The sequence below is a fragment of the Microbacterium sp. che218 genome (genome assembly GCF_040436305.1).
Taxonomy (GTDB): domain Bacteria; phylum Actinomycetota; class Actinomycetes; order Actinomycetales; family Microbacteriaceae; genus Microbacterium; species Microbacterium algihabitans.
The window spans coordinates 2789802-2810423 of sequence record NZ_AP031501.1; the positions used below are offsets into that span (position 1 = coordinate 2789802).

Below are 20622 nucleotides of genomic sequence, written 5' to 3' on the forward strand. Positions count from 1 at the left end.
AATCGGCACACATCCTCAGCAGAACATCTCCTTCCGGAGTTTTCGTGCTGCCGGACGTGCCTGAGCGGCAATCTAGTGAACTGCCTCACGGGTAGGTCGGAAGACTGTTTCCTGTGGGTGCGTCCGTTCCTTGAGAACTCAACAGCGTGCACTTGTCAAATGCCAATTTATTCCTCGTCGGTCTTCGGATCGCGAGAAATTCCTTTGGATCAAAGACCAACCCTTTCGGGGGTTGGCATATGGATACGTCAGTAATGATGTTTCTCTTTGGTCAGTTTCAAACTCGCTGCGGCCCCGTTTTCCCGGTGGTTGTATGCATTTCTTTTTTACGGAGAGTTTGATCCTGGCTCAGGATGAACGCTGGCGGCGTGCTTAACACATGCAAGTCGAACGGTGAAGCCAAGCTTGCTTGGTGGATCAGTGGCGAACGGGTGAGTAACACGTGAGCAACCTGCCCTGGACTCTGGGATAAGCGCTGGAAACGGCGTCTAATACTGGATATGAGCCCCTATCGCATGGTGGGGGTTGGAAAGATTTTTTGGTCTGGGATGGGCTCGCGGCCTATCAGCTTGTTGGTGAGGTAATGGCTCACCAAGGCGTCGACGGGTAGCCGGCCTGAGAGGGTGACCGGCCACACTGGGACTGAGACACGGCCCAGACTCCTACGGGAGGCAGCAGTGGGGAATATTGCACAATGGGCGAAAGCCTGATGCAGCAACGCCGCGTGAGGGATGACGGCCTTCGGGTTGTAAACCTCTTTTAGCAGGGAAGAAGCGAAAGTGACGGTACCTGCAGAAAAAGCGCCGGCTAACTACGTGCCAGCAGCCGCGGTAATACGTAGGGCGCAAGCGTTATCCGGAATTATTGGGCGTAAAGAGCTCGTAGGCGGTTTGTCGCGTCTGCTGTGAAATCCCGAGGCTCAACCTCGGGCCTGCAGTGGGTACGGGCAGACTAGAGTGCGGTAGGGGAGATTGGAATTCCTGGTGTAGCGGTGGAATGCGCAGATATCAGGAGGAACACCGATGGCGAAGGCAGATCTCTGGGCCGTAACTGACGCTGAGGAGCGAAAGGGTGGGGAGCAAACAGGCTTAGATACCCTGGTAGTCCACCCCGTAAACGTTGGGAACTAGTTGTGGGGACCATTCCACGGTTTCCGTGACGCAGCTAACGCATTAAGTTCCCCGCCTGGGGAGTACGGCCGCAAGGCTAAAACTCAAAGGAATTGACGGGGACCCGCACAAGCGGCGGAGCATGCGGATTAATTCGATGCAACGCGAAGAACCTTACCAAGGCTTGACATATACGAGAACGGGCCAGAAATGGTCAACTCTTTGGACACTCGTAAACAGGTGGTGCATGGTTGTCGTCAGCTCGTGTCGTGAGATGTTGGGTTAAGTCCCGCAACGAGCGCAACCCTCGTTCTATGTTGCCAGCACGTAATGGTGGGAACTCATGGGATACTGCCGGGGTCAACTCGGAGGAAGGTGGGGATGACGTCAAATCATCATGCCCCTTATGTCTTGGGCTTCACGCATGCTACAATGGCCGGTACAAAGGGCTGCAATACCGTGAGGTGGAGCGAATCCCAAAAAGCCGGTCCCAGTTCGGATTGAGGTCTGCAACTCGACCTCATGAAGTCGGAGTCGCTAGTAATCGCAGATCAGCAACGCTGCGGTGAATACGTTCCCGGGTCTTGTACACACCGCCCGTCAAGTCATGAAAGTCGGTAACACCTGAAGCCGGTGGCCCAACCCTTGTGGAGGGAGCCGTCGAAGGTGGGATCGGTAATTAGGACTAAGTCGTAACAAGGTAGCCGTACCGGAAGGTGCGGCTGGATCACCTCCTTTCTAAGGAGCATCTGACGCCCTGTAATGGGGTTGTTCAGGCGCCGGATCAGACCGAATGTGTCTGCCGGTTAGCTCATGGGTGGAACATTTGACTTGGTGCTCATATCTGATGGTTTGGATCTAGTACGCAGCTTGTCTGTGGGAACGGTTCGGTCCAAAGGGGTGGGCACATGCACGCTGTTGGGTCCTGAGGGGCCGGGCGCTGACGGGGGTCTTCGGATTCGTTGTTGGTGGCTGTTCCTCGAGGGCCTTTTTCTGGTGTCACGGTTGTGGCGTCGGGGAGGGGTACCGCCCGTACTTTGAGAACTACACAGTGGACGCGAGCATCTTCGACATGAGCCTTCGGGTTTGTGTCGTGAAGATGATCTTAAAGATCATTAGTCAATTTTTTGACGATTCAACTCATGTGATTTCAAGTCTTTAAGAGCAAACGGTGGATGCCTTGGCATCTGGAGCCGAAGAAGGACGTAGCAATCTGCGATAAGCCTCGGGGAACTGATAAGCGAGTTTTGATCCGAGGGTGTCCGAATGGGGAAACCCCGCCAGGGCGCGTGCGTACCTGGTGACTCCCGCCTGAATATATAGGGCGGGTAGAGGGAACGTGGGGAAGTGAAACATCTCAGTACCCACAGGAAGAGAAAGCAAAAGCGATTCCGTCAGTAGTGGCGAGCGAAATCGGAAGAGGCTAAACCTAGCGTGTGTGATAGCCGGCAGGCGTTGCATGTTGGGGGTTGTGGGACTTTTCGGATTGTTCTGCCGAATGATCGACGTGACAAGAGAGTATAGACGAACGGTTTTGAACGGCCGGTCATAGAGGGTGCGAACCCCGTAGTCGAAATGCTTGTTCTTGGCGTGAAGAGTATCCCAAGTAGCACGGGGCCCGAGAAATCCCGTGTGAATCTGTCAGGACCACCTGATAAGCCTAAATACTCCCAGATGACCGATAGCGGACAAGTACCGTGAGGGAAAGGTGAAAAGTACCCCGGGAGGGGAGTGAAATAGTACCTGAAACCGTTTGCTTACAAACCGTTGGAGCCTCCTTAGTAGGGGTGACAGCGTGCCTTTTGAAGAATGAGCCTGCGAGTTAGCGATACGTGGCGAGGTTAACCCGTGTGGGGTAGCCGTAGCGAAAGCGAGTCTGAATAGGGCGATTCAGTCGCGTGTCCTAGACCCGAAGCGAAGTGATCTATCCATGGCCAGGTTGAAGCGACGGTAAGACGTCGTGGAGGACCGAACCCACTTAGGTTGAAAACTGAGGGGATGAGCTGTGGATAGGGGTGAAAGGCCAATCAAACTTCGTGATAGCTGGTTCTCTCCGAAATGCATTTAGGTGCAGCGTTGCGTGTTTCTTGCCGGAGGTAGAGCTACTGGATGGCCGATGGGCCCTACAAGGTTACTGACGTCAGCCAAACTCCGAATGCCGGTAAGTGAGAGCGCAGCAGTGAGACTGTGGGGGATAAGCTTCATAGTCGAGAGGGAAACAACCCAGACCACCAACTAAGGTCCCTAAGCGCGTGCTAAGTGGGAAAGGATGTGGAGTTGCTTTGACAACCAGGAGGTTGGCTTAGAAGCAGCCACCCTTGAAAGAGTGCGTAATAGCTCACTGGTCAAGTGATTCCGCGCCGACAATGTAACGGGGCTCAAGCACGCCACCGAAGTTGTGGCATTGACATTTTTGGTAGGCCTTCGTGGTCCAGCCGTGTTGATGGGTAGGAGAGCGTCGTGTGGCGAGTGAAGCGGCGGGGTGACCCAGCCGTGGACGCTACACGAGTGAGAATGCAGGCATGAGTAGCGAAAGACGTGTGAGAAACACGTCCTCCGAAAGACCAAGGGTTCCAGGGTCAAGCTAATCTTCCCTGGGTAAGTCGGGACCTAAGGCGAGGCCGACAGGCGTAGTCGATGGACAACGGGTTGATATTCCCGTACCGGCGAAGAACCGCCCAAGCTAATCCAGTGGTGCTAAGAGTCCTAGCTCGGAATGTTGTTGATCCCTTCGGGGTGAAGGCACGTCCGTGTGAACGCTCGACCCCATGCTGGTGCGGCTAGCGTATTAACAGGTGTGACGCAGGAAGGTAGCCCAAGCCAGGCGATGGTAGTCCTGGTGCAAGTGCGTAGGCCAAGTGATAGGCAAATCCGTCACTTATTAAGGCTGAGACACGATGCGGATAAAAAGTGGGTGATCCTATGCTGCCAAGAAAAGCATCGACGCGAGGTTCAAGCCGCCCGTACCCCAAACCGACTCAGGTGGTCAGGTAGAGAATACCAAGGAGATCGAGAGAATCGTGGTTAAGGAACTCGGCAAAATGCCCCCGTAACTTCGGGAGAAGGGGGGCCATCCACTTATTAGGACTTGCTCCGAAAGGGTGTGGTGGCCGCAGAGACTAGTGGGTAGCGACTGTTTACTAAAAACACAGGTCCGTGCCAAGTCGCAAGACGATGTATACGGACTGACGCCTGCCCGGTGCTGGAAGGTTAAGAGGACCGGTTAGCCGCAAGGCGAAGCTGAGAATTTAAGCCCCAGTAAACGGCGGTGGTAACTATAACCATCCTAAGGTAGCGAAATTCCTTGTCGGGTAAGTTCCGACCTGCACGAATGGCGTAACGACTTCCCAACTGTCTCAACCGCGAACTCGGCGAAATTGCATTACGAGTAAAGATGCTCGTTACGCGCAGCAGGACGGAAAGACCCCGTGACCTTTACTACAGCTTGGTATTGGTGTTCGGTGTGGCTTGTGTAGGATAGGTGGGAGACGGTGAAGCATTCACGCCAGTGAGTGTGGAGTCATTGTTGAAATACCACTCTGGTCACTCTGGATATCTAACTTAGGACCGTGATCCGGTTCAGGGACAGTGCCTGGTGGGTAGTTTAACTGGGGCGGTTGCCTCCCAAAATGTAACGGAGGCGCCCAAAGGTTCCCTCAACCTGGTTGGCAATCAGGTGGCGAGTGTAAGTGCACAAGGGAGCTTGACTGTGAGACTGACAGGTCGAGCAGGGACGAAAGTCGGGACTAGTGATCCGGCAGTGGCTTGTGGAAGCGCTGTCGCTCAACGGATAAAAGGTACCTCGGGGATAACAGGCTGATCTTGCCCAAGAGTCCATATCGACGGCATGGTTTGGCACCTCGATGTCGGCTCGTCGCATCCTGGGGCTGGAGTAGGTCCCAAGGGTTGGGCTGTTCGCCCATTAAAGCGGTACGCGAGCTGGGTTTAGAACGTCGTGAGACAGTTCGGTCCCTATCCGCTGCGCGCGTAGGAAGTTTGAGAGGATCTGACCCTAGTACGAGAGGACCGGGTTGGACGAACCTCTGGTGTGTCAGTTGTTCCGCCAGGAGCACCGCTGATTAGCTACGTTCGGGATGGATAACCGCTGAAAGCATCTAAGCGGGAAGCCGGCCTCAAGATGAGACTTCCATACCATTTATGGTGAGAGGCTCCCAGCCAGACTACTGGGTTGATAGGCCGGATGTGGAAGCGTAGTAATACGTGAAGCTGACCGGTACTAATAAGCCGATGACTTGATAACACACCGTTTTTGGTGCTTGCGTCCACTGAGTGGTTCTCGATGTACGGTCGGGAACACAACAATGAAATATCGTTGTTGGTTTTTGAAACATCAATAGTGTTTCGGCGGCCATAGCGAGAGGGAAACGCCCGGTCACATTCCGAACCCGGAAGCTAAGCCTCTCAGCGCCGATGGTACTGCAGGGGGGACCCTGTGGGAGAGTAGGACACCGCCGGACTTCCTTTAAGTCGAAATGGCCACCCAAAGCTGGGTGGCCATTTCGCATTTACGGGTACTTTTACCCTGAGGAGGACAGTCATGTCGACGGACGACGCGAACGAGCGCAAGGGCAACGAAGGGCGCTCGGGCGACCGCGCGTCCGGACGTGGACAGTCCTCCGGCGGAGGGTCAGCTCCTCGGGGTGACCGTCCGTTCCGTCGTGATGGCGAGCGACCCGTTCGTCGTGACGGTGACCGTCCGTTCCAGCGTGACAGCGGAAGCCGTCCGCCGCGTGATGGCGATCGTCCGTTCCGTCGTGATGGCGATCGGCCCGTTCGTCGTGACGGCGATCGGCCCGTTCGTCGTGATGGCGATCGTCCGTTCCAGCGTGATGGCGGAAGCCGTCCGGCGCGTGACGGGGATCGCCCTGTGCGCCGTGAGGGCGACCGTTCGTTCCAGCGTGATGGCGGGAGCCGTCCGCCGCGTGATGGCGATCGTCCGTTCCGTCGTGACGGTGACCGGCCCGTTCGTCGTGATGGTGACCGTCCTTTCCAGCGCGACAGCGGAAGCCGTCCGCCGCGTGATGGCGACCGTCCGTTCCGTCGTGACGGTGACCGTCCGGTGCGTCGTGAGGGCGACCGTCCGTTCCAGCGTGATGGCGGGAGCCGTCCGCCGCGCGATGGTGATCGCCCCGTTCGTCGCGATGGCGACCGTCCCTTCCAGCGCGACGGCGGGAGCCGTCCGCCGCGTGATGGCGACCGTCCGTTCCGTCGTGACGGTGACCGTCCGCAGCGTCGCGATGGCGACCGGCCCTTCCGACAGGACGGCGACCGGCCGTCGTACCGCGGCGGCGAGTCCCGCGGGTTCGGCGGCGGCGACCGCCGTCCGACGCGCGACAGCCGCCCGGGTGCCGGAGCACCGCGTCGCTTCGATCGCGATGACGCGCGGGCCACGCGCCCGCCGCAGGACCAACGCGAACGCGGACCCGAGCTGCCGGAAGACGTCACTGCGTACGATCTTCCGGGCGCGGCCCGCAACGAGCTGAAGACGCTCAGCAAGGACAACGCCGACAACGTCGCACGTCACCTCGCGATGGCGGCACGAGTGATCGACGAAGACCCGGCGCTGGCCCACGCGCACGCTCTCGCCGCGTCGCGCAGCGCCGGCCGTGTCGGCGTCGTGCGTGAGACTGTTGCCATCACGGCCTACGCCGTCGGCGATTTCGCTCTCGCGCTGCGCGAACTCCGCACCCATCGTCGTATCACCGGCTCCGACGAGCAGCTGCCCCTCATCGTCGACAGCGAGCGAGGGGTCGGTCGCCCCGACCGCGCACTCGAGGAGGGACGCGCTGTCGATCGTTCCACCCTTTCGACGTCGGTGCGCGTGCAGCTGGCGATCGCGATGTCGGGCGCCCGCCTCGACCTGGGCCAGGCGGATCGCGCGCTCCAGGAGCTCGAAATCCCCGAGGCCGACCCCGACCGCGCCTTCGAGTGGAGCCCGGCGCTCTTCTCCGCCCGCGCGGCCGTGCTCGAGGAACTCGGTCGTCTCGACGAGGCCGCCGAGTGGGAGCGACGCGCGGAGATCGCCGCGGACGCGCTCGATGCCGCCGCCGGCGTGGCCGACCGCGAGGTGATCGTGGTCGAGGAGATCGACCTGATCGACGACGAGGGCGGGGTGGAGGTGGCATCCGGTGTCATTCCCGTCGCCGATGATGAGGCGGAATCCACCGGAGACGCGGAGTCCGTCGAAGAGATCCAGCCCGCCGACGTGACCGAGCGCAACGTCGACACCGCGGACGCTGACACTGACGTGGACGTGGACGCTGACGACGACGCTGAGGGCACCGACGCTGAGGACGACAAGGCGGAGGACGCACGATGATCTTCGGGCGCGGCAAAGCCGACCCGACGCCGCTCGACGGAGTCGACGTCGTGCTCGCCGACCTCGACGGTGTCGTGTACGCGGGGCCGGGAGCGCTGCCGCACGCCGTCGACAGCCTGAACCGCGCCCAGCAGGAGGGTCGGCGTCTCGGGTACATCACCAACAACGCGTCGCGCACCGACGCGTCGGTCGCGGAGCACCTGACCTCGCTCGGTCTGCACGTGACGCCCTCCGATGTCACCACGAGCCCGCAGGCGGCGATGCGCCTCATGCGCGACCTCGTGCCGGCGGGGGCGACTCTCCTGGTCATCGGTGGCGAGGGACTCGTCGTCGAGGTGGAGAAGGCCGGGTTCGTCGTCACCCGCAGCGCCGACGACTCTCCCGCTGCCGTCGTGCAGGGGTTCTCTCCGGAGGTGGGATGGGCGCAGCTCGCCGAAGCTGCCTACGCCCTGGCCACGCCCATCGAAGAGGGCGGGATCCCCTGGGTCGCGACCAACACCGACTGGACCATCCCCCAGGCGCGCGGGATCGCGCCGGGAAACGGCACGCTCGTGTCTGCGGTGCACACCGCCGTCGGTCGCCTCGCGACCATCGCCGGCAAGCCCGAGCGCCCGATCTTCGACGAGGCCGTCACCCGGACGGGAGCCGAGAACCCGCTCTTCATCGGCGACCGACTGGACACCGACATCCAGGGCGCGCTCACGGCCGAGATGAAGTCGCTGCTCGTGCTCACCGGCATCGACCGGCCCAAGCAGGTGCTCGCCGCACCGCCCTCGCAGCGTCCGGACTACATCGTGGAAGACCTCCGTCAGCTCTTCGAGCCGTATCCCGCGACCATCGTCAAGGGCGAGCGCACTCGCGTTGGTGACGCGATCGTCGAGATCGACGGGGTCGACCTGCGCATCGTGTCGGCAGGGGACCGCCAGATCGATCTGCTGCGCGCCGGCGCCGCGGCCATCTGGAACTCCGGTCGCGCGATCTTCGGCTTCCGCGTTCCGGAGAGGCTCTACGCCGACCCGTTCCGCGTGCGCTGACCTCGGTAGCATGGCATCCATGTCGGACACCGCCCCGGATGCCGCTCCCGAGCTGATCGATCGGCTGCGTCTCATCGAAGAGCAGCCTCTCGACATGCGCGCGCAGGCCTTCGCCGCGCTGCACGACGAGCTCGCCCGCCGCCTGGAATCCGCTCCGAGCGACCCGTCGGCGCCGCGACCGTGACGGCGCGCCTCGACGCCGAGCTGGCCTCGCGCGGTCTCGCGCGATCCCGCTCCCACGCCGCCCAGCTCATCGCCGGCGGTCTCGTCTCCGTCGACGGCCGCGCAGTGGTGAAAGCCTCTGCGCCCGTCGGAGAAGACAGCGAGATCGTCGTCGCCGGCACCGACCACTACGTCAGCCGCGGAGCGCACAAGCTCCTCGCGGCTCTCGACGCCTTCTCCCTCGAGATCGAGGGGTCCGTCGCGCTCGACATGGGCGCATCGACGGGCGGATTCACGCAGGTCCTGCGGGAGCGGGGCGCTCGTCCCGTCCTCTCCGTCGACGTCGGGCACGGGCAGTTGTCCACAGTCGTGGCATCCGACCCCGACGTGGTGTCGGTGGAGGGGTATAACGTGCGGTTCATGACCGCCGAGAACCTCGCCGCCGCCACACGTGTCGCCGAGCGCCCCCGCGTGGTCACCGGTGACCTGTCCTTCATCTCGCTGCACCACGTGCTTCCCGCGGTGGTGGCGACGGCCGCGCCCGACGCCGACGTCGTGCTGCTCATCAAGCCGCAGTTCGAAGTCGGCCGCACCGCGGTCAAGGGCGGTCTGGTGACCGATCCGGCGCTGCGCTCCGACGCGGTGCACGGAGTGCTCTGGGCGGCGTGGGACGCCGGGCTCCGCACGGCAGGACTCATCGCCTCGCCGATCGTGGGAACGCACGGCAACCAGGAGTACGTCGCGTGGTTCTCGGCCGCACAGGGCACCGACCCCTCACAATGGGAGAGCACCGTGACCCGACTGACCGGAAGCCGATGACCCCCAGCGATCGCCGTATCCTCCTCGTCGTCCACGCGCGCCGTGACGACACCGTCCACGCCGCCGAACGCATCCTCACCGCCGTACGGGCCGCAGGTGCGACGCCGGTGGTGTCGGCCGAGGACCGCCCCGAACTCGCCGACCGCCTCTCGCTCGAAGGCGTCGCCACGCTCGGTGAAGACGTGAGCATCGACGACGTCGAGCTCGCGATCGTGCTCGGCGGCGACGGAACGATCCTGCGGGCGGCCGAGATGGTCCGCGGCGGGACCGCCCCGATCCTCGGCATCAACATGGGCCACGTCGGCTTCCTTGCCGAGATCGAGCGCGACGACATGGATGACGCGGTGCATCGGGTGATCGCGCGCGACTACTCGGTGGAAGAGCGGCTGGCCCTCGCGGTGCGCGTGCTCGACGCCGACGACGAGGTCATCTTCGAGACCTGGGCGCTCAACGAGGCGACCGTCGAGAAGGCCAGCCGGGAGCGCATGCTCGAGGTCGTCATGGAGGTCGACGGACGACCTCTGTCGTCGTTCGGCTGCGACGGCATCGTCGTCGCATCGCCGACCGGATCGACGGCCTACAACTTCTCGGCGGGCGGCCCGGTCATCTGGCCCACGGTCGAGGCGATCGCCGTCGTCCCCCTCTCGGCCCACGCGCTGTTCGCCCGGCCACTGGTCGTGAGCCCCGATGCGATGGTGGCGGTCGAGGTGCTCGAGCGCACGAGCGGCAGTGGCATCCTCTGGTGCGACGGCCGACGCTCGCACGAGCTGCCCCCGGGCGCGCGCGTGATGGTGCGTCGCTCCTCGCGTCCGGTGCGCCTCGCCCGTCTGCACCCCGCCGCGTTCACCGATCGCCTCGTCCGCAAGTTCCGCCTGCCCGTCACCGGGTGGCGCGGCATGGCCGGAGGCGTCTCGTGATCGAGGAGATGCGTCTGCGCGACCTCGGCGTGATCGCCGACGCGACGCTGCCCATCGGCCGCGGCTTCACCGCGATCACGGGTGAGACGGGCGCGGGCAAGACGATGGTCGTGACGGGTCTCGGTCTGCTGTTGGGGGCCCGCGCCGACTCCGGCGCCGTGCGCTCCGGCGCGGCTCAGGCCGCCGTCGAAGGCGTGTGGCTCGTGCCCGAGAACGGCCCCGTCGCGGCGCGCGTGCGCGAAGCCGGAGGCGATGTCGAGCCGGTCGGCAGCGGCGACGCCGAGCTCTACCTCGGGCGCACCGTCTCGAGCGAAGGGCGCGGTCGCGCCACGGTCGGCGGCCGCACGGCTCCCGCCGGAGTGCTGGCCGATCTCGCGGACGATCTCGTGGTGGTGCACGGCCAGTCGGACCAGCTGCGGTTGCGTTCGGCGTCGGCCCAGCGCGACGCCCTCGATCGCTTCGGAGGCGAAGCGGTGACGGCCGCGCGCTCCGCCTATCGCGCGGCTTTCGACGAGTGGCGAGGCCTCGATGCCGAACTGACGACGCTCACGACGGACCGCGACGACCGCGCGCGCGAAGCGGAGCAGTTGCGTGCCGCGATCACCGAGATCGAAGCGATCGCCCCGCAGCCCGGCGAAGAGGACGAACTGGCCAAGCGTGCCGAGCGCCTCGCGAACGCCGAAGAGCTGCGGATCGCCGCGGTCACCGCGCACGCCGCCCTGTCGAACGACGACGGTTCCCCCGACGTCGTGACCCTGCTCGCCGAAGCCCGTCGCGCGCTCGAGCGCATCGCCGCCAGCGACGACGACCTCGCCGCGATCGCCGAGCAGGTCGCCGAACTCGGCTACCGCGCGACGGACGCCTCGGTCGCGCTGTCGGGGTACCTCGCCGACCTCGACGAATCGGGTCCGCACGAATTGGCAGCCGTCGATGAGCGTCGCGGGGTTCTCGCCGCGCTCGTGCGCGCGCACGGCTCGGTCGATGCCGCGATCGGCCTGCTCGAGACGGGATCCGCCCGCCTCGTCGAGCTCGACGACGACGGAGACCGCCTCGAGAGACTCGCGGCGCAGCGCGATGCCGCCGCCGCCGAGCTCGACACCGCGGCCGCCGCCCTCACCGCCGCTCGAGAAGACGCCGCTCTCCGTCTCGGCTCGCTCGTCACCGAAGAGCTGCACGCGCTCGCCCTGCCCGACGCCACGCTCACCGTGCAGGTGAGCCCCGCCGCTCCCGCCGCCCACGGGCGTGACGAGGTGTCGATCCTGCTCGCCCCGCATCCGGGTGCCGATCCGCGACCCGTGTCACGGGGTGCGTCCGGTGGCGAACTCAGCCGGGTGATGCTGGCGATCGAGGTCGTGATCGCGGGGGTCGACCCCGTTCCGACCTTCGTGTTCGACGAGGTCGACGCGGGCATCGGAGGGGCTGCGGCCATCGAGGTCGGACGCCGTCTGGCGCGTCTCGCGGAGTCATCGCAGGTGATCGCGGTCACCCACCTCGCGCAGGTCGCCGCGTTCGCCGGCAACCACCTCACGGTGGTGAAGGCGAACGACGGGTCGGTCACGGCGTCGAGCGTCCGCCGCCTCGACGGTGCGGAGCGCGAAGCGGAGATGGCACGCCTGCTCTCCGGACTGAGCGACTCCGACGCCGCACTGACCCACGCCCGCGAGCTGCTGGAGACCGGGCGATCGCGATGACCGACGCCCCCGACGACGCGAGACAGGCGCCGCCGGAGGCGACGCTCGTTCCTGCACCCCAGCACACGCCGCTCTGGCTCGCGCTGTCTCGGCTGCTGGAACGACTCGAGGCATGGCTGCGGTCGCACGGCGGCCGTCGGCTGCGCACCGGCATCCGCGTGTTCTGGGCGGCGGTGACCGCGCTCGGGGTCCTGCTCCTGGTCGGACCGGTCGTGAACGCCCCGCTGACCTTCGACGACATCACCTCGTCGGCGAAGGATGCGACCAGCACGTGGTTCGCGAAGGACTTCTCGGCTGAGTACGTGGTCGTTCGCGACGACGAGGGGCGGCTGGTCGCCCGTGTGGAGGAACGCTTCACGGCGGTGTTCCCCGACGACGTCGACGAGCACGCGATCGAGCGGGTCGTCGCCTCCCAGTACGAGGGGCATGATCTGCGTCCGCAGCTGCGCGAGGCGAGGCTCGACGATGCGATCGTCGAGGCGCGCACGAGTTCCGGCCCCACCCGCACGACCTACACGATCGACGCCGGCGAGCGGCTCACCGGCTCCCATGACGTCGTGCTCAGCTACGACCTGCGCGACCTCGCCTACGACGACCGCGATCCGTCGTCGCAGCAGTCGTATCAGGTGCTCGAGTGGGACGTGTTCGGGCCGGACTGGCCGCACGGGGTGGCGGGGAGCTCTCTACGCGTGAGCGTGCCGCGCGACCTCGCCGCGACGTACGCCCGTCAGCCCACATCGGGGATCGCCTGGCTGCTGGTGAGCGGGTCGACGACGTTGGAGCCGGAGGACGCGGCATCCGACCCCCTCGTGTACGAGGTCTCGAACGACCAGAACATCCCGCCGCACGGCTCGTTCTGGTTCACCCTGCGCTTCGCGCCCGGAACGCTCGCCATGCCGGGGCCCTCGCCTCTGTTCTACGTGCAGGCCTACGGTCCGTTCGTCCCGCTGCTGCTGCTCGCGGTGGGCGTGCTGTTCGCACTCGCGGCGCGAGCCGTCGCGTGGGGGGATGCGCGCGGGCGCGCCTGGTTCGTGCCCGAGTCGCAGCGACGCAAAGGCAGCTCGGTGGCGCTCGACGCGCGCCTGTGGGGAGAACGGCGGACCGCAGCGCTCGCCGAAGCCCTCGAGGCGTGGCGCCGCTCGCCGGAGGATCCGCGCCTGACGCGGCGTCTCGCGCGAGCGGGCTATCGTGCGGGGCGCTGGGGCGATCTCGTACCCGCGGCTCGTGCGTTCCGCTTCTCGCCCGCGTGGCGTGCGCAGTTCGACGATGGCCTGCGGCGGGTTCCGCGGGGGTTCGTGCGCGACGCCTTCCTCGGCGGGGCGATCGCGCTGACCGCCCTGCAGTTCGGGCTCGCCCGGCAGCTGTCGCATCAACGCGCGCTGACGCTCGAGTGGTGGCCGCCGGTGGCCGCCGTCGCGGGAGCGATGCTCGCCGTCGCCGTCATCGCGATCGCACTGAGTGCCCGTCCGCTGACCCGCGAGGGGGCCCTCGCGCGCGAACACCTGCTTGGCCAGCGCCTGCACCTCGATCAGACCCTGGCCGCGGAGCGGACGACGCTGCGCTCGGCCGATCTGCCCTACGTGGTGATGTTCGCTCGTCCGCGGGCAGCCGGCCGCCTCGTCCGAGAGCTGTTGGCCCGGGAGGGCATCGGCCGACGAGCCGGAGCCGATCCGACGTTCTTCGGCGCGGGTCGGCTCGGCGTGCGCCTCGCCGCGATCGCCCTGGTGGGTGGAGCCGTCGCGCTCGCGTTCCTGACGGCGTCACCGACGAGCCCGCCGCCCGACCAGAGCGACGTGCTCGACGATCTCGACGGGTCGTACGGCGTCGCCGTCACCGACGCCCGGTTCGACGCCACGCTCGTCCGCTCGGACGACGGCTCCGCGCGGCTCGACGTGGTGGAGCGCCTGCGGGCGGACGTCGCGGCGCACCTGCGGGCCGTGCCCCAGATCACGCGCGCGTGGCGCGACGTGGTCGACGGCCACGACCAGGGGCTGCGCGTGCAGGAGATCACCGTCGACGGTCAGGCGTCGCCCTTCGAACAGACACGACGGATGGGGTACGCGGTCGTGCAGACCCGGTTGCCCGACGACTGGGAGGGCGAGCACGACGTCGAGGTCCGCTACACGCTCGATCGCCCCGTGGTGGCGGCGCAGTCCGACGGGGCCGCCGTCGACGAGCTCACGTGGACGGCGCTGATGCCGCGGTGGACGTGGACGTGGCAGCTCCCCGATCTCGAGACCGAGCGACTGCGGATGAGCCTGACCCTCTCGGACGAGCTCGCCGACAGCCTCACCGACGGCTCGGGATGGCTCGACGGGACCCCGAACCGACCCGACGAGCCGCCGATCCCGTTCGGCGACACGCTGCAACGCGGTGACCAGGCGGTGGTGGCGTTCGACGAGAACGTCGACGACGAGTACGAGTCCGACAGTCTGTGGCCGGACGGCTACGGCGGCGTGCAGCTCCGCTTCGCGGAGGGGACGTTCGCTGCGTCCCCCGCACCGGGCATCGGCCACGCGCTGTGGATCGGTCTGCCCTGGGCGCTCGGGCCGGTCCTGGGATTGCTCGCGGTGGTTCTGGGACTGGTCGGAAGCCTCGCGCGCAGCCGGATCGGCGTGCAACGCGACCTCGCACGATGGATGCCGCCCAGCCTGACGATCGCGCAGATGTTCCTCGTAGGCTGGGCCGCGGGGGAGGCGTCGGACGACGACCCGATCCTGCCCATGGTGCTCGTTCCGCTCGTCGTGTCGATCGTCGTGATGGTCTTCGCGTTCATCCGGACGCGGCGCACCTCCGCGCCGGGCGAGCGCCCTCGGCATCCGGCACGCCCGAGACGCAAGAGTGCGGCGACGCGCTGACCAGTTCTCACCACTGACTGATAGGATCGAAGCCCGTGATGAAGACTTCGGACGCGGGACATTCAGACGACACGACTTTCACGACGAAGCACATCTTCGTCACCGGAGGCGTGGTCTCCTCCCTGGGGAAGGGCCTGACGGCGGCAAGCCTCGGCAACCTCCTCACGGCACGCGGTCTGCGCGTTGTCATGCAGAAGCTCGACCCGTACCTGAACGTCGATCCCGGAACGATGAACCCGTTCCAGCACGGCGAGGTCTTCGTGACCGACGACGGCGCCGAGACCGACCTCGACATCGGCCACTACGAGCGCTTCCTCGACATCGAGCTCAGCCAGGCCGCGAACGTCACCACGGGCCAGATCTACTCGCAGGTCATCGCCCGTGAGCGCCGCGGCGAGTACCTCGGCGACACCGTGCAGGTCATCCCCCACATCACCGACGAGATCAAGCGCCGCATGCGCCTGCAGGCCAGCGAGCAGCCGCAGCCCGACGTCATCATCACCGAGATCGGCGGGACGGTCGGCGACATCGAGTCGCAGCCCTTCATCGAGTCGGCGCGCCAGATCCGTCACGAGCTCGGCCGCAAGAACGTCTTCTTCGTGCACGTCTCGCTCGTGCCGTTCATGGGCGCCTCGGGTGAGCAGAAGACCAAGCCGACGCAGCACTCCGTCGCGACGCTGCGCTCCATCGGCATCCAGCCCGACGCCCTCGTGCTGCGCAGCGACCGCCCCGTCACCGAGTCGAACAAGCGCAAGATCGCGCTCATGTGCGACGTCGACGAAGACGCGGTGGTCAACGCGATCGACGTGCCGAGCATCTACGACATCCCGTCGATGATGCACGACCAGGGCCTCGATGCCTACATCGTCGACACCCTCGAGATCTCGAAGGCCGCGGACGTCGACTGGACGCGCTGGAACCGCGTGCTCCAGGCCGTGCACAACCCCAAGCACGAGGTCACGATCGGCCTCGTCGGCAAGTACATCGACCTGCCCGACGCGTACCTCTCGGTCACCGAAGCCATCAAGGCCGGTGGCTTCGGCCAGGAGACCCACGTTAAGATCACGTGGATCCCCTCCGACCTGTGCGAGACGCCCGAAGGCGCGGCCAAGGCCCTCGGCGCGGTCGACGGCATCATCGTCCCCGGTGGTTTCGGCATCCGGGGCATCGAGGGCAAGCTCGGTGCGCTGCGGTTCGCGCGCGAACAGGGCATCCCCACGCTGGGCATCTGCCTCGGCCTGCAGTGCATGGTCATCGAGTACGCCCGCACCGTCGCCGGTCTCGAGGGTGCGTCGTCGAGCGAGTTCGACCCCGACACCGCGCACCCGGTGGTGGCGACGATGGCCGAGCAGGTCGACATCCTCGAAAGCGGCGACCTCGGCGGCACGATGCGCCTGGGCCTGTACCCCGCCGCGCTCGCGGAGGGCTCGCTCGCCGCGGATCTCTACGGATCGAACGACATCTCGGAGCGCCACCGCCACCGCTACGAGGTCAACAACGCCTACCGCCAGCAGCTGAGCGACGCGGGCCTGGTGTTCTCGGGCCTCAACCCCGACCTCGACCTCGTCGAGTTCGTCGAGCTGCCGCGCGACGTGCACCCGTACTACATCGCGACGCAGGCGCACCCCGAGCTGCGCTCGCGCCCCACCGAGCCGCACCCGCTGTTCCGCGGTCTGGTCGGCGCGGCCCTCGAGCGTCACCGCTCGAGCGAGCTGTTCGACGTCGAGGAGGACTGACATGCAAGAGCTGCGCGACGAGAAGGTCGACCTCGAGATCGTCTCGACCGACCTGGTCTACCAAGGCGCGGTCTGGGACGTGCGCTCCGACACCGTGCGCTACGGCGACAGCGAGATGACCCGCCAGTACGTCGAGCACCCGGGGGCCGCGGCCGTCGTCGCGATCGACGACGAGGAGCGCGTCGTGCTCATCCAGCAGTACCGCCACCCCATCAAGGAGCGCGACTGGGAGATCCCGGCCGGACTCCTCGACGTCGCGGGCGAGCCGCCCATGGAGACCGCCAAACGCGAGCTGACCGAAGAGGCCGACCTCGCCGCCGACCGCTGGCAGCACCTCGTGTCGATGCACACGACCCCCGGCGGCAACGACGAGGTCGTGCACCTCTTCCTCGCGCGCGGCCTGCGCGCGGTCGAGACCGACTTCGAGCGCGAACACGAGGAGTCCGACATGCGCCTCGAGCGCGTGCCGCTGGCCGAGGTCATCGACGGCGTGCTCGCGGGACGCCTGCGCAACGGCATCCTGGCCACGGGCGCCCTCGCGGCGGCCGAGGTGCTGCGCCGCGAGGCCTCCGCGCGCTGACGTGGAGCTCGAGCGCGCGGTCGAGACCTACCTTCGGCACGTCGCGCTCGAGCGCGGGCTCTCCGACCACACCGTGGCCGCTTATCGCCGCGACCTGTCCGTCTACACGGACTGGTTGGGCGAGCGCGGCGTCGTCGAGGTGGAGGCCGTGACGCCCGCCCTGATCGCGGACTTCGCGGCCGAGCGCGCCTCGGCCGAGCCGCCGCCGGCCTCGTCGTCGCTCGCGCGGATGCAGTCGTCGGTGCGGGGGCTGCACCGCTTCCTCGTGCGGGAGGGGCGAGCGGATGCCGACCCCACGGGGCGACTGCGTCCGCCCAAGGCACCGCGCCGCCTGCCGAAGGCCCTGACGATCGCCCAGGTCGATCAGCTGCTGGATGCCGCGGGACCCGCGCCCGGTTCGGCCGACGCCTCCGCCGCGGAGCCGGCGGCCGTGCGCGACCGCGCACTGCTCGAGCTGCTGTACGCGACGGGAGCCCGTGTCTCGGAGATCGTGCAGCTCGACGTCGACGACACCGCCCACGGCGACCTGCTGCGCGTGCGCGGCAAGGGCGACAAGGAACGGATCGTGCCCGTCGGTTCGTACGCGCGCGCGGCGGTCGAGGCCTACCTCACCCGCGTGCGACCCGCGCTCGCCGCGAAGGGGCGGGCGACACCGCGGCTGTTCCTCGGCGTGCGCGGGGCGCCCCTGTCGCGCCAGAGCGCGTGGCTGATCATCCAGGACGCCGCGGAGAAGGCGGGGCTCACCGCCCACGTCTCGCCGCACACGCTGCGGCACTCGTTCGCGACGCACCTGCTGCAGGGCGGAGCGGACGTGCGCGTCGTGCAGGAGCTGCTCGGACACGCCTCGGTATCGACGACGCAGATTTACACGCACGTCTCGGTCGACGCGCTGCGCGACGTGTACGCGACCTCGCACCCGCGGGCGCGGTGAGGCGGTGGCGTCCGGTCCCTTCGGCGGGGACCTCAGGGCGCAGCGGGGCGGAGGTGGCTGAGCGTGTCGAAGCCCCCGGGCGGTTGCAGTGGGTTCCGGTCCCTTCGGCGGGGACCTCAGGGCGCAGCGGGGCGGAGGTGGCTGAGCGTGTCGAAGCCCCCGGGCGGTTGCAGTGGGTTCCGGTCCCTTCGACAGGCTCAGGGACCTGGGTGCGTCCGGTCCCTTCGACAGGCTCAGGGACCTGGGTGCGTCCGGTCCCTTCGACAGGCTCAGGGACCTGGGTGCGTCCGGTCCCTTCGACAAGCTCAGGGGCATCGGGGGCTGCGGTCGGGGGCGGGACGGCCTGAGACACTAGAGGGATGACCGCCACCCTCGTCGCGCAGGGCCTCGCCGGGGGCCACGGACACCGCACGCTCTTCGACGGCGTCGACCTCACCGTCGCGCCGGGCGACGTGATCGGCGTGGTCGGAGCGAACGGTGCGGGAAAGTCCACGCTGCTGCGTCTGCTCGCCGGCGTCGACGAGCCGCAGGGCGGATCGATCAGCCTCGCGCCGAACGATGCGTTCGTCGGCTGGCTCCCGCAGGAGCACGAGCGCGTCGCGGGCGAGACCGTCGCGCAGTACATCGCCCGCCGCACCGGGTGCGCCGAGGCGACGAAGGAGATGGATGCCACGGCGGCGGCCCTCGGCGACGCCTCGATCGTGGGCGCCGACGACGCCTACGCCACCGCCCTCGAGCGCTGGCTCGCGAGCGGCGCGGCCGACCTCGACGAGCGGATGCCGATCGTGCTCGCCGACCTGGGCCTGGAGGTGGGACCGGATGCCGAGATGACGGGCCTCTCCGGCGGCCAGGCGGCGCGCGTCGGGCTGGCGGCTCTGCTGCTCTCGCGCTTCGACATCGCGCTCCTCGACGAGCCGACCAACGACCTCGACCTCGACGGACTCGAGCGGCTCGAGACCTTCGTGAAGGGACTCCGCGGCGGGGTCGTGCTCGTCAGCCACGACCGCGAGTTCCTCGCCCGCTCGGTGACCCGGGTGCTCGAGCTCGACCTCGCTCAGAACTCCCACCGCGTCTACGGGGGCGGCTACGACGCCTACCTCGAGGAGCGCGCGACCCTGCGCCGTCACGCGCGGGAGAAGTACGAGGAGTACGCCGACACGAAGGCCGATCTCGTCTCGCGCGCCCGCACGCAGCGCGAGTGGTCGAGTCAGGGCGTGCGCAACGCCATGAAGAAGTCACCCGACAACGACAAGATCCGCCGCAAGGCGGCGACGGAGTCGAGCGAGAAGCAGGCGCAGAAGGTGCGTCAGATGGAGAGCCGGATCGCACGTCTCGACGAGGTCGAGGAGCCGCGCAAGGAATGGCAGCTCGAATTCACGATCGGCTCGGCACCGCGCTCGAGCTCGGTCGTGTCGACGCTGTCGGGTGCGGTCTTCCGCCCGGGCGACTTCACGCTCGGGCCGGTGTCGCTGCAGGTCAACGCGGGGGAGCGCATCGGCATCACCGGGCCGAACGGCGCCGGGAAGTCGACGCTGCTGCGCGGCATCCTGGGCCGTCAGAGCCCCGACGAGGGATCGGCCTCGCTGGGCTCAAGCGTCGCGATCGGCGAGATCGACCAGGCGCGATCGCTGCTGGTCGGCGGGCGTCCGCTGGCCGAGACCTTCGAGGGGTTCGTCCCCGAGATGAACGCGGGCGAGGTCCGCACCCTGTTGGCGAAGTTCGGGCTCAAGGCCGTTCACGTCACCCGCCCTGTCGACGAGTTGTCGCCCGGAGAGCGCACGCGCGCGGGACTGGCGCTGCTGCAGGCGCGGGGCGTCAACGTGCTCGTGCTCGACGAGCCCACCAACCACCTCGACCTGCCGGCGATCGAGCAGCTCGAGCAGGCGCTCGAGTCCTACACCGGCACGCTGCTGCTCGTCACGCACGACCGGCGCATGCTCGCCGCGGTGCAGACCGACCGCCGCTGGCGCGTCGAGGCCGGTCAGGTCACCGAACTCCAGTCATAAACGCTTTCAACGCGCTTAAACGCGAGGAGCGCGCGTTTACGCGCGCGAATGGCGTTTATGCGCGGGGGAGGACGGGGTCAGCGGCCCTGGCGCTTCTTGTAGGGCTTCGGCTCGCCCTTCACGATCGGGGCGCGGCCCTTGCCCTTGCTGGCCTTCGCCTTGCCGCCGCCGGGGGCCTTCTGTCGGGGCGCGGCGGGAGGAGCGTCGGCGATGCGGTGGTGCGCCTCCTCGAGGAGCAGCCGGCCGGCCGGGGTGAGCTGGGTCGGCGGGGTGCGCGAGATAAGCGGCTGCCCCACCTCCTCTTCGAGCTTGTCGACGGTCGTGTACAACGAGGCGAGGGGGATGCGCAGCTTCTCGGCCGCGCGCGGGAAGTGCAGCTCCTCAGCGAGGGCGGCGAACCGGACGAGGTGCTCGAGCTTCATGGCATCCATTCTCCCGT

13 protein-coding genes and 3 rRNA genes are annotated in these 20622 nt (G+C 66.8%); 14 read left to right on the forward strand and 2 right to left on the reverse strand.

What is annotated here, in order from left to right; translation table 11 throughout:
- Positions 1–325: 325 nt before the first annotated feature.
- From ABXS86_RS13110 to rrf, 3 genes are all read left to right on the forward strand, one after another.
- A 16S ribosomal RNA gene (locus tag ABXS86_RS13110) occupies positions 326–1847 on the forward strand.
- A 410-nt stretch (positions 1848–2257) separates the two neighbouring features.
- Positions 2258–5370 (forward strand): 23S ribosomal RNA (locus tag ABXS86_RS13115).
- Between the two features lie 100 nt (positions 5371–5470).
- Positions 5471–5587 (forward strand): 5S ribosomal RNA (gene rrf, locus ABXS86_RS13120).
- Together the 16S, 23S and 5S rRNA genes form the textbook arrangement of a ribosomal RNA operon.
- 170 nt (positions 5588–5757) lie before the next feature.
- On the opposite strand, the gene ABXS86_RS13125 is transcribed toward rrf, so the two are convergent.
- A complete protein-coding gene (locus ABXS86_RS13125) occupies positions 5758–6702 on the reverse strand; it encodes a hypothetical protein (protein WP_353664767.1) in 945 nt (314 codons plus the stop codon).
- Between ABXS86_RS13125 and ABXS86_RS13130 the strand changes: the two genes are divergently transcribed.
- The 11 genes from ABXS86_RS13130 to ABXS86_RS13180 all read left to right on the forward strand — a co-directional run bounded on the left by ABXS86_RS13130 (position 6673) and on the right by ABXS86_RS13180 (position 20183).
- Entirely contained in the window at positions 6673–7449 is a 777-nt protein-coding gene (locus ABXS86_RS13130) for a hypothetical protein (protein WP_353664768.1), read from the forward strand. The genes ABXS86_RS13125 and ABXS86_RS13130 overlap by 30 nt on opposite strands.
- The gene (locus ABXS86_RS13135) at positions 7446–8483 is read left to right on the forward strand and encodes an HAD-IIA family hydrolase (protein WP_353664769.1); all 1038 of its coding nucleotides are present in this window, start codon (positions 7446–7448) and stop codon (positions 8481–8483) included. Before ABXS86_RS13130 ends, ABXS86_RS13135 begins: the two co-directional genes overlap by 4 nt.
- A gap of 19 nt (positions 8484–8502) precedes the next feature.
- Positions 8503–8667 (forward strand): hypothetical protein, encoded by a 165-nt coding sequence (locus tag ABXS86_RS13140; protein ID WP_251508613.1) that lies wholly within the window; start codon positions 8503–8505, stop codon positions 8665–8667.
- On the forward strand, positions 8664–9464 hold the full coding sequence (locus ABXS86_RS13145) for a TlyA family RNA methyltransferase (protein ID WP_353664770.1): 801 nt from the start codon (positions 8664–8666) through the stop codon (positions 9462–9464). The genes ABXS86_RS13140 and ABXS86_RS13145 overlap by 4 nt, the downstream gene beginning before the upstream one ends.
- Positions 9461–10381: an NAD kinase gene (locus tag ABXS86_RS13150; RefSeq protein ID WP_353664771.1), complete on the forward strand. Its 921-nt coding sequence runs from the start codon at positions 9461–9463 to the stop codon at positions 10379–10381. Before ABXS86_RS13145 ends, ABXS86_RS13150 begins: the two co-directional genes overlap by 4 nt.
- A complete protein-coding gene (recN, locus tag ABXS86_RS13155; protein WP_353664772.1) occupies positions 10378–12072 on the forward strand; it encodes a DNA repair protein RecN in 1695 nt (564 codons plus the stop codon). The genes ABXS86_RS13150 and recN overlap by 4 nt, the downstream gene beginning before the upstream one ends.
- Positions 12069–14930, forward strand: a complete 2862-nt coding sequence (locus ABXS86_RS13160) for a hypothetical protein (RefSeq protein WP_353664773.1) — start codon at positions 12069–12071, stop codon at positions 14928–14930. The genes recN and ABXS86_RS13160 overlap by 4 nt, the downstream gene beginning before the upstream one ends.
- Before the next feature lie 38 nt (positions 14931–14968).
- A complete protein-coding gene (locus ABXS86_RS13165; RefSeq protein ID WP_251508627.1) occupies positions 14969–16666 on the forward strand; it encodes a CTP synthase in 1698 nt (565 codons plus the stop codon).
- Position 16667: 1 nt separating this feature from the next.
- Positions 16668–17246, forward strand: coding sequence for an NUDIX hydrolase (locus tag ABXS86_RS13170; protein ID WP_353664774.1), 579 nt, complete (start codon positions 16668–16670; stop codon positions 17244–17246).
- Position 17247: 1 nt separating this feature from the next.
- Positions 17248–18177: a site-specific tyrosine recombinase XerD gene (gene xerD / locus ABXS86_RS13175; RefSeq protein ID WP_307213921.1), complete on the forward strand. Its 930-nt coding sequence runs from the start codon at positions 17248–17250 to the stop codon at positions 18175–18177.
- 359 nt (positions 18178–18536) lie between these two features.
- Positions 18537–20183 carry an ABC-F family ATP-binding cassette domain-containing protein gene (locus ABXS86_RS13180; RefSeq protein WP_353664775.1) on the forward strand — a complete coding sequence of 549 codons (1647 nt, stop codon included), beginning with the start codon at positions 18537–18539 and terminating at the stop codon, positions 20181–20183.
- 77 nt (positions 20184–20260) lie between these two features.
- Here the strand turns inward: ABXS86_RS13180 and ABXS86_RS13185 are convergent, their stop codons facing one another.
- Entirely contained in the window at positions 20261–20605 is a 345-nt protein-coding gene (locus ABXS86_RS13185; RefSeq protein ID WP_154097209.1) for a LysR family transcriptional regulator, read from the reverse strand.
- Positions 20606–20622 lie beyond the last annotated feature (17 nt).